At 59.1% G+C, this 8,203-nt stretch carries 9 protein-coding genes; 3 read left to right on the top strand and 6 right to left on the bottom strand.

Features of this window, described 5'->3' with window-relative positions:
* Positions 1-280 precede the first annotated feature (280 nt).
* Complete coding sequence (locus tag ACIOWE_RS28870; protein WP_401398315.1) at positions 281-1,579, bottom strand: MFS transporter; 1,299 nt, start codon at positions 1,577-1,579, stop codon at positions 281-283.
* Positions 1,580-1,946: 367 nt separating this feature from the next.
* Between ACIOWE_RS28870 and ACIOWE_RS28865 the strand changes: the two genes are divergently transcribed.
* Both ACIOWE_RS28865 and ACIOWE_RS28860 read left to right on the top strand, forming a co-directional pair.
* The gene (locus ACIOWE_RS28865) at positions 1,947-2,351 is read left to right on the top strand and encodes an acyl-CoA thioesterase (protein ID WP_003229628.1); all 405 of its coding nucleotides are present in this window, start codon (positions 1,947-1,949) and stop codon (positions 2,349-2,351) included.
* 58 nt (positions 2,352-2,409) lie between these two features.
* Positions 2,410-3,309 (top strand): D-hexose-6-phosphate mutarotase, encoded by a 900-nt coding sequence (locus ACIOWE_RS28860; protein ID WP_401398313.1) that lies wholly within the window; start codon positions 2,410-2,412, stop codon positions 3,307-3,309.
* A gap of 173 nt (positions 3,310-3,482) precedes the next feature.
* On the opposite strand, the gene ACIOWE_RS28855 is transcribed toward ACIOWE_RS28860, so the two are convergent.
* The 4 genes from ACIOWE_RS28855 to purE all read right to left on the bottom strand — a co-directional run bounded on the left by ACIOWE_RS28855 (position 3,483) and on the right by purE (position 6,053).
* A complete protein-coding gene (locus ACIOWE_RS28855) occupies positions 3,483-4,019 on the bottom strand; it encodes a DUF3299 domain-containing protein (protein ID WP_401398311.1) in 537 nt (178 codons plus the stop codon).
* 93 nt (positions 4,020-4,112) lie between these two features.
* The gene (locus ACIOWE_RS28850) at positions 4,113-4,358 is read right to left on the bottom strand and encodes a GlsB/YeaQ/YmgE family stress response membrane protein (RefSeq protein ID WP_003229635.1); all 246 of its coding nucleotides are present in this window, start codon (positions 4,356-4,358) and stop codon (positions 4,113-4,115) included.
* A gap of 110 nt (positions 4,359-4,468) precedes the next feature.
* Positions 4,469-5,551 carry a 5-(carboxyamino)imidazole ribonucleotide synthase gene (locus tag ACIOWE_RS28845; protein WP_047596872.1) on the bottom strand — a complete coding sequence of 361 codons (1,083 nt, stop codon included), beginning with the start codon at positions 5,549-5,551 and terminating at the stop codon, positions 4,469-4,471.
* Between the two features lie 10 nt (positions 5,552-5,561).
* The gene (gene purE, locus ACIOWE_RS28840) at positions 5,562-6,053 is read right to left on the bottom strand and encodes a 5-(carboxyamino)imidazole ribonucleotide mutase (RefSeq protein ID WP_003229641.1); all 492 of its coding nucleotides are present in this window, start codon (positions 6,051-6,053) and stop codon (positions 5,562-5,564) included.
* Positions 6,054-6,512: 459 nt separating this feature from the next.
* Between purE and ACIOWE_RS28835 the strand changes: the two genes are divergently transcribed.
* Positions 6,513-7,211 (top strand): hypothetical protein, encoded by a 699-nt coding sequence (locus ACIOWE_RS28835; RefSeq protein WP_401398309.1) that lies wholly within the window; start codon positions 6,513-6,515, stop codon positions 7,209-7,211.
* Between the two features lie 26 nt (positions 7,212-7,237).
* On the opposite strand, the gene ACIOWE_RS28830 is transcribed toward ACIOWE_RS28835, so the two are convergent.
* A complete protein-coding gene (locus ACIOWE_RS28830; RefSeq protein ID WP_401398307.1) occupies positions 7,238-8,146 on the bottom strand; it encodes a LysR substrate-binding domain-containing protein in 909 nt (302 codons plus the stop codon).
* Positions 8,147-8,203 lie beyond the last annotated feature (57 nt).

Here is an 8,203-nt window from a genome sequence, read left to right as displayed (position 1 = left end):
CCAGCAGCGACAAAAGTCATTGCCGCCATCAAACGCTTCAGTTTCATGCCTTACTCCTAGCAGATAGGGTGTGTTAAGTCGGGGCCAAGTATCAGCAGGCCGTGTGAACACTCTATGGCTGAAATATGACAATTGGATGAAAGGCCAGCATTCGGGTTTTTACTGAATGATTCGGGATGCCCCATTCGCGAGCAGGCTCGCTCCCACAACTGAAATGCATTCCAAATGTAGGAGTGAGCCTGCTCGCGATGGCGTCAGAACACCTGATGCAGAGTCTGGATCAGCGCCCCTTCTTCCAGAGCCACGCCCCCACCAGAATCCCCATCGCGCACAGGACCGCTACATAGTAGGCAGGCCCCATCGCGCTTTCTTTCAGCAGCAGGCTGACCACCATTGGCGTCAGGCCGCCGAAGATCGCGTAGGCGACGTTATAAGAGAAGGACAGACCGCTGAAGCGCACCACTGGCGGGAACGCCTTGACCATCACGTATGGCACCGCACCGATGGTGCCGACCAGCAGACCGGTCAGTGCATACAGCGGGAACAGCCAGTTCGGGTGATCGGCGAGGCTGTGATAGAAGGTCCACGAGCTGATCAGCAAGCCCAGGCAACCGAATACGAACACCCGGCCGGCACCAAACCGATCGGCCAGCGCGCCGGAAATTATGCAGCCCAGACTCAGGAACACGATCGCCAGGCTGTTCGATTGCAGTGCGACCGTCGGCGAGAAGTGATAAACGGTTTGCAGCACGGTCGGGGTCATCAGGATGACCACGACGATGCCGGCGGACAGCAGCCAGGTCAGCAGCATCGAGATCGCAATCGCGCCGCGATGGTCACGCAACACGGCGCGCAACGGCACTTCTTCGGCCAGCGCCTTGCGCTGTTGCAGCTCGGCAAACACCGGGGTTTCGTGCAGCCAGCGGCGCAGATAGACCGAGAACAGGCCGAACACGCCGCCGAGCAGGAACGGGATCCGCCAGGCGTAATCAGCCACTTCCATTGGCGTATAGATGCTGTTGATCGCGGTAGCGACCAGCGAGCCGAGCAGAATACCGGCGGTCAGACCGCTGGTGAGCGTGCCGCAGGCGTAACCCATGTGCTTTTGCGGCACGTGCTCGGAAACGAAAACCCACGCCCCCGGCACTTCGCCGCCAATCGCCGCGCCTTGAATCACCCGCATCAACAATAGAAGGATCGGCGCCCACAGGCCGATCTGTGCGTAGGTCGGCAGCAGCCCCATGATCAGGGTCGGCACGGCCATCATGAAAATGCTCAGGGTAAACATCTTCTTGCGCCCCAGCAGGTCGCCGAAGTGCGCCATGACGATGCCGCCCAGTGGCCGCGCCAAGTAGCCGGCGGCGAAGATGCCGAAGGTCTGCATCAGACGCAGCCATTCGGGCATGTCGGCCGGGAAGAACAGCTTGCCGACCACGGTGGCGAAGAACACGAAGATGATGAAATCGTAAAATTCCAGCGCACCGCCGAGGGCGGACAGCGACAGAGTCTTGTAGTCGTTGCGGGTCAATGGTCGTGCGGGTTGCTCGGGCTGCGCGAGGCTCGAAGGCGCTGTGGTCATGGCAAGGGCTTCTCTTATAGTCGGATCTACCGCCACAACAACGCTGGCTGTGACTTGGGCAGGTTCGGCACCATAGCAAATTGTTCGAAAAAGCACATAGAGGCGCGTATTTGACGGTCGAAATGAGAACCGGATGGTCGTCGCGGAGTCTACCGACCGATATACTCGCAACCTTGCTCCGGTTTGTAGGGGGTTGCTGTGCGAAAACGTTGCTGGATGGGCTTCAGTCGGTTTCGCAGAGTTTCCCCTTTAGGCGCCTTATGGAAAACGTGACGAACGTAGTATGTTCGGTGCTGAATCGTTTTTCCCGAAGACGGCTACCACCAGCAATACCAACGAAGAGTCACGGGTCAGAGGCACCCCCGGCATGATAGAGCTCGAACAAGAAGATCCGATCCCGCAAGGCGACCTGGCCCTGCAAATCACCGCACTTCCACGCGAAACCAACGGCTTTGGCGATATTTTTGGCGGCTGGCTGGTGGCGCAGATGGATTTGGCCGGTACCGCGATGGCCAGCCGTGTCGCTGGCGGCCGCGTCGCGACCGTCGCCATCGATCGCATGGCGTTTCTGGTGCCTGTGGCAGTTGGCGCGCAATTGTCCTTTTACACCCAGACCCTGGAAATCGGTCGCAGCTCGATCCAGATGATGGTTGAGGTGTGGAGCGACGATCCGCTGTCCAGCGAGTGGCGTAAAGTCACCGAAGCGGTGTTCGTCTTCGTCGCCATCGACGGCAGCGGCCGCACCCGTTCGGTGCCACCGCGCGCGCGTTAAACATTGCGGCCGATTTGCGGTCGATAGTCGTCCCAAGTGTCTGATCGAGAGCTGTCCCATGAACACGCCCAACGTTGAAGCCGTGAAACTGGATGAACTGAACTGCTGGCGCATCCGCCACGGTCAGGCCGAAGTGCTGGTGGCCCAGCAAGGCGCGCACATCCTCAGTTATCAGATCGACGGCCAGCCGCCGATCATCTGGCTCAATGACAAGGCCGAGTTCAAGACCGGCAAAAGCATCCGTGCCGGCGTGCCGGTGTGCTGGCCGTGGTTCGGCATCTTCGAGCGCAATCCGCAGAGCGTGAAAGCGATGCGCGTCAGTGATGAACCGGCGCCGGCCCACGGTTTTGTGCGAGCAACCGATTGGGAATTGGGCGGCATCGAAGCCGAGGCCCATGGCATCAAGGTCGAATTCAAACTGTCCTGCCCGGAGGGCGGTTTTGCCGGTTGGCCGCATGACGTCGATCTGACCCTGACTCTGCGTCTGGATGATCAACTGCATATCAGCCTGACCAGCCACAACCGCGGCACCGACAGCGTCAGCCTCAGTCAGGCGTTGCACACCTATTACGCGGTCAGCGACGTGCGCAACGTACACGTCGAGGGTGTGGATGGCTTGAACTACATCGAGACCCTGGACAACTGGAACACCCACGCGCAGAAAGGCGATCTGCAGTTTGCCGGCGAAACCGACCGCATCTACCTCGACGCTCCGCCACAACTGAGCATCGTCGACCCGACGTGGGAACGGCGCATCGTGCTGACCGCCACCGGCTCGCGCACGGCGGTGATCTGGAACCCGTGGATCGACCGTGCGGCGGCATTGGCGGATATGGACAACGATGGCTGGCAGCGCATGCTGTGCATCGAGACGGCGAATGTGATGGACGATGTGGTGAATCTGGCACCGGGTGCGAGCCACACCATGAGCGTCAGCGTCGGCAGCAAACCGCTCTGACCAACACCGTAAAACCAAATGTAGGAGTGAGCCTTTGTGGTGAGGGGATTTATCCCCGTTGGCCTGCGGAGCAGGCCCCCTGTTTTTGATTAAAAAACGGGGTTGCTTCGCAACCTATCGGGGATAAATCCCCTCGCCACAGAGGCTGGCACACAGTTGTTTGGGGGTGACTGTTAAAGGTCAGATTCCTGCACCACCCGCACCTTGTCCGCTTCCAGCGCATACGCCGCGTCAGCCAGATCATTGCTGACCTTCTCGATCTTCAGCGTGCCGGTCACCCACAGCGGCGTGTAGATGTCATCCAGCTTCAAACCTTTCGGATAACGCACCAGCACCAGTTGATTCGGCGGCGGTGGCGGCACGTGGATACACGCGCCCGGGTACGGCACGAGGAAGAACAGCGTGCTGCGGCCCTTGGCATCGGACTCCAGCGGCACCGGGTAACCACCGATGCGGATGTGCCTGTCGTTCATCGACGCCACGGTTTTGGTCGAATACATCACCGCCGGCAGACCCTTGGCCTGCTTCATGCCGCCCTTCTCGGTGAAGGTACCGGTGGCTTCGGGGGAGTTGTGGTCGATTTCGGGCATGGCCTCAAGGGCTTTTTGGTCCGACTTGGGCATCAGTTCGAGCCAGTCGGTTTCCGGCAGTTCGCCGGCGTGGGCCAAACCGCTGCCCAGGAAAAGGAGAGTCAACAGAAGACGGCGCATGAAGGTGCTCGGTAAAGAAAGGAGGGAACGTTGAATCGCCGAGCATTCTAGCCCTCCCGGCCACTTTGGCAGAGAGGGCTTTGTCGCTTTGGATCAGTTCTTTTTGATCAGGCCGTAGATCACCAGCAAAACGATCGCGCCGACCAGTGCGCCAATGAAGCCTGCGCCCTGACCTGCCTGATAGATGCCCAGGGCCTGGCCGCCGTAGGTGGCTGCCAGCGAACCGCCGATACCGAGCAGGATGGTCATGATCCAGCCCATGCTGTCATCGCCCGGTTTCAGGAACCGCGCCAGCAGGCCGACGATCAAGCCGATAAAGATGGTTCCGATAATTCCCATGGCAATTCCCTCTCAATGATAGATATGCGAAGCCTAGTCAGACTTTGGCATCCTGCCATGAGAGAACGGCGGCCCCTGAATGGTTCCGCCGCTGCCACATGAAACTGCCGTTACTCGGCGATCAGCGCTTCGACCTTGACGATCTGCGCCTGGAGGGTGGCCATGTCGGCGCAGCGCAGGTTGGCGTGACCGACCTTGCGCCCGGCCTTGAAGGCTTTGCCGTAGTGGTGCAAATGGCAATCTTCGATGGCGATGACCTTCTCGACCGGCGGAACAACGCCGATGAAGTTGAGCATCGCGCTCTCGCCGACCTTGGCGGTCGAACCCAGCGGCAGACCGGCAACCGCCCGCAGGTGGTTTTCGAACTGGCTGCACTCGGCGCCTTCGGTGGTCCAGTGCCCGGAGTTGTGTACGCGAGGAGCGATTTCGTTGGCCTTGAGGCCACCGTCGACTTCAAAGAATTCGAACGCCATCACGCCGACATAATCCAGCTGCTTGAGCACACGGCTGGAGTAGTCTTCGGCCAATGCCTGCAACGGATGATCGGTACTGGCAACCGACAGCTTGAGGATGCCGCTGTCGTGGGTGTTGTGCACCAGCGGATAGAACTTCGTTTCACCATCGCGGGCACGTACGGCAATCAGCGAGACTTCACCGGTGAACGGCACGAAGCCTTCCAGCAGGCAGGCAACGCTGCCCAGTTCGGCGAAGGTACCGACCACGTCTTCCGGTTTGCGCAGGACCTTCTGGCCCTTGCCGTCGTAACCCAGAGTGCGGGTTTTCAGCACGGCCGGCAGACCGATGGAAGCCACGGCTGCGTCCAGATCAGCTTGCGACTGAATGTCGGCGAAGGCCGGGGTCGGAATTCCCAGATCCTTGAACATGCTCTTCTCGAACCAGCGATCACGAGCGATGCGCAGGGCTTCGGCGCTCGGGTAGACCGGGACGAATTGCGAGAGAAACGCCACGGTTTCAGCCGGGACGCTTTCGAATTCGAAGGTCACCAGATCGACTTCATCGGCCAGTTGGCGCAGATGATCCTGATCGCCGTAATCGGCCCGCAGGTGTTCGCCCAAGGCGGCCGCACAAGCGTCCGGCGCAGGGTCGAGGAAAGCGAAGTTCATGCCCAGCGGGGTGCCCGCCAGCGCCAACATGCGACCCAACTGGCCGCCACCGATTACACCGATCTTCATCTCAACAACCTCAGGCAATACGTGGGTCTGGATTGTCCAGGACGCTGTCTGTCTGCTCGGCACGGAAGGTTTTCAGTACCGCGTGGAACTGCGGATGCTTGGCACCGAGGATGCTTGCCGAGAGCAGCGCGGCATTGATTGCGCCGGCCTTGCCGATAGCGAGGGTGGCGACCGGAATGCCCGCTGGCATCTGCACGATCGACAGCAGCGAATCGACGCCCGACAGCATCGACGACTGCACCGGCACGCCCAGCACCGGCAGGTGGGTCTTGGCCGCACACATGCCTGGCAAGTGGGCTGCGCCACCGGCACCGGCGATAATCACCTCGATGCCGCGGCCTTCAGCCTCTTCGGCGTACTGGAACAGCAGATCCGGGGTGCGGTGGGCAGAGACCACTTTGACCTCGTACGGGATGCCGAGCTTTTCCAGCATATCGGCGGTGTGGCTAAGGGTGGACCAATCGGACTTGGAGCCCATGATCACGCCAACCAGTGCACTCATCGTCGCGCCTCTTCTCTCTGGGCGCCCGCAGGCGCGTCAAAAAACAACAAGCCACGCAGGTTGCGTGGCTTGATTGTACGAAAAATGGCCGGACGTGCCGGCCGAAGGCCGCGCAGTATACCGCAAAGAAGCCAATAAACAGCCCCCGAAACGACCATCTGTCATGCCGGCTCTTTTCCTGTTTTTACTGACTTTGAGGTCAGCGGGCAATCGTTCTGAAAGACTCACCCCACCTGGCAATAACGGCGTAATACCGTCATTCAAAGAAACAGTTATACCGATCTAAAAACATATGGATAAAAACCAACTATCCAAATCGACATTCCGACCCGACAACATTAACGGACACACATCAAGACTCCACAAAACAAATTCCGCACGCTAATAATCCGACCGTACCTGATAACCAGACCTCTACACACTTCACCATTAATCATCCTCACCCGGAATAGAAACCTTATGTCTAAGTTATTAACAATCATACCAATATTGCTTGCAGGTCTGACCATTAACTCTGTGAGTCATGCAAGTGTCACCATTGACCATACTTCTCGGCCGCCGGAACACTCCTCCATTCAAACACGGTCGTTCTCAGCTCCGCTCATGGAGAAAAGGCCGATCTTCATTCATGCGTTTATTCATGACGATATCACCCAGCCACAATCAGAGATATTCACCCAGCACTTCTTGCCCGTGATCAAGGAACTGGAAAGCGTCACGGGGCGCCGAGTATCTGTCCAATTCGTTAGAAACCGACCTTCTTATACTGACTTTGCTTATAGAGATGATGACAATCAAAGGGTTTACGAAAACTGGTTAAGGCGAGCCATCCATTATCGAAACGAGCAAAACCTGCCTGACACGCCGACCTCCAGGTTCATTCTATTAACCAAGCAAGGCTTGAATGAAAAAACCGGGGGCCTCGCATTTGATGGGGGACAAGTCGCTATAGCATCACTGAAATCAAAACTCTTTGTTGGCCATGAAATCGGGCACACACTCACTGCCTCACATGATAACGCTGATGTTTTCTACCGAGGCGGTTGGTGGTGTGAAAGCTACATGGCGCCAAAGGCAAATAGTTTATATAGCAACTGCAATACCTATACCGATGCGAACAGGGCAAAAATTCGTGCCTTTTTAAATAACGTGCCTTAATAAAACCGGTGGCGGCCACATGCTGGTCAAGAACTACTTGCAGCGCCGCCTTCGAGCTTGCGCCACAGCAACCGCACGTTGGCCTTGCGCACCAGCGCGCAGCGGTACAGGCGGATCTCCAGCGGCACATGCCATTGCGGGCCGCCACAGACGACGAGTTCCCCGCGGGCAAGTTCGGCACGCACGCTCAGCTGCGGCACCCAGGCAATGCCCAGTCCTTCCAGCGCCATGCTCTTGAGGCTGTCGGCCATCGCCGTTTCATAAATGGTGGTGAAACGCAGCTGACGCTGACGCAACAAACCGTTCACCGAACGCCCGAGAAAAGCCCCGGCGCTGTAGGCCAGCAATGGCACACTGGCCTCGCCTTCCAGATCGAACAGCGGCTTGCCCTCAGCATCCGCCGCGCACACCGGCAACATTTCGGTTTGCCCCAGATGCAGCGACGGGAAGATTTCCGGGTCCATCTGCATGGCCGCGTCCGGGTCGTAGAACGCCAGCATCAGATCGCAACCGCCCTCACGTAAGGCATGCACGGCGTCACCGACGTTGGTGGCGACCAGTCGCGTAGCGATGTTCAAACCTTCGTTGCGCAGTTGCGCGATCCAGCGCGGGAAGAAGCCCAGCGCCAGTGAGTGAGCCGCAGCCACCTGCATCACCTCGCCCTGCCCGCCTTCCAGATGATGCAGATGGCGCAGCACTTCGCCGAGCTGTTCGACCACGGTGCGTGCGGTTACCAGAAACAGTTGCCCCGCCGCCGTCAGCTCGACGGGCGTGCGCGAGCGGTTGACCAAGGTCAGCCCCAGCGCCGCTTCCAGACTGCGGATCCGCCGACTGAACGCCGGCTGGGTCACGAAGCGCCGTTCGGCCGCTTGCGAGAAGCTGCGGGTGGCGGCCAGGGCACTGAAGTCCTCGAGCCATTTGCTTTCCAGATTCATCACGTCCTCCCGGACACGCACCAACCCCGGTCACACGTCTGCCGCGCACGCGGCGTC

The sequence above is a fragment of the Pseudomonas sp. NPDC087598 genome (genome assembly GCF_044743525.1).
GTDB lineage: Bacteria > Pseudomonadota > Gammaproteobacteria > Pseudomonadales > Pseudomonadaceae > Aquipseudomonas.
This window is presented reverse-complemented; position numbering and strand designations above follow the sequence as displayed.

Excerpts from the sequence above, each read along its gene's own strand:
- ACIOWE_RS28870 (WP_401398315.1), bottom strand. The coding sequence starts at position 1,579 with ATGACCACAGCGCCTTCGAGCCTCGCGCAGCCCGAGCAACCCGCACGA.
- ACIOWE_RS28865 (WP_003229628.1), top strand. The coding sequence starts at position 1,947 with ATGATAGAGCTCGAACAAGAAGATCCGATCCCGCAAGGCGACCTGGCC.
- ACIOWE_RS28860 (WP_401398313.1), top strand. The coding sequence starts at position 2,410 with ATGAACACGCCCAACGTTGAAGCCGTGAAACTGGATGAACTGAACTGC.
- ACIOWE_RS28855 (WP_401398311.1), bottom strand. The coding sequence starts at position 4,019 with ATGCGCCGTCTTCTGTTGACTCTCCTTTTCCTGGGCAGCGGTTTGGCC.
- ACIOWE_RS28850 (WP_003229635.1), bottom strand. The coding sequence starts at position 4,358 with ATGGGAATTATCGGAACCATCTTTATCGGCTTGATCGTCGGCCTGCTG.
- ACIOWE_RS28845 (WP_047596872.1), bottom strand. The coding sequence starts at position 5,551 with ATGAAGATCGGTGTAATCGGTGGCGGCCAGTTGGGTCGCATGTTGGCG.
- purE (WP_003229641.1), bottom strand. The coding sequence starts at position 6,053 with ATGAGTGCACTGGTTGGCGTGATCATGGGCTCCAAGTCCGATTGGTCC.
- ACIOWE_RS28835 (WP_401398309.1), top strand. The coding sequence starts at position 6,513 with ATGTCTAAGTTATTAACAATCATACCAATATTGCTTGCAGGTCTGACC.
- ACIOWE_RS28830 (WP_401398307.1), bottom strand. The coding sequence starts at position 8,146 with ATGAATCTGGAAAGCAAATGGCTCGAGGACTTCAGTGCCCTGGCCGCC.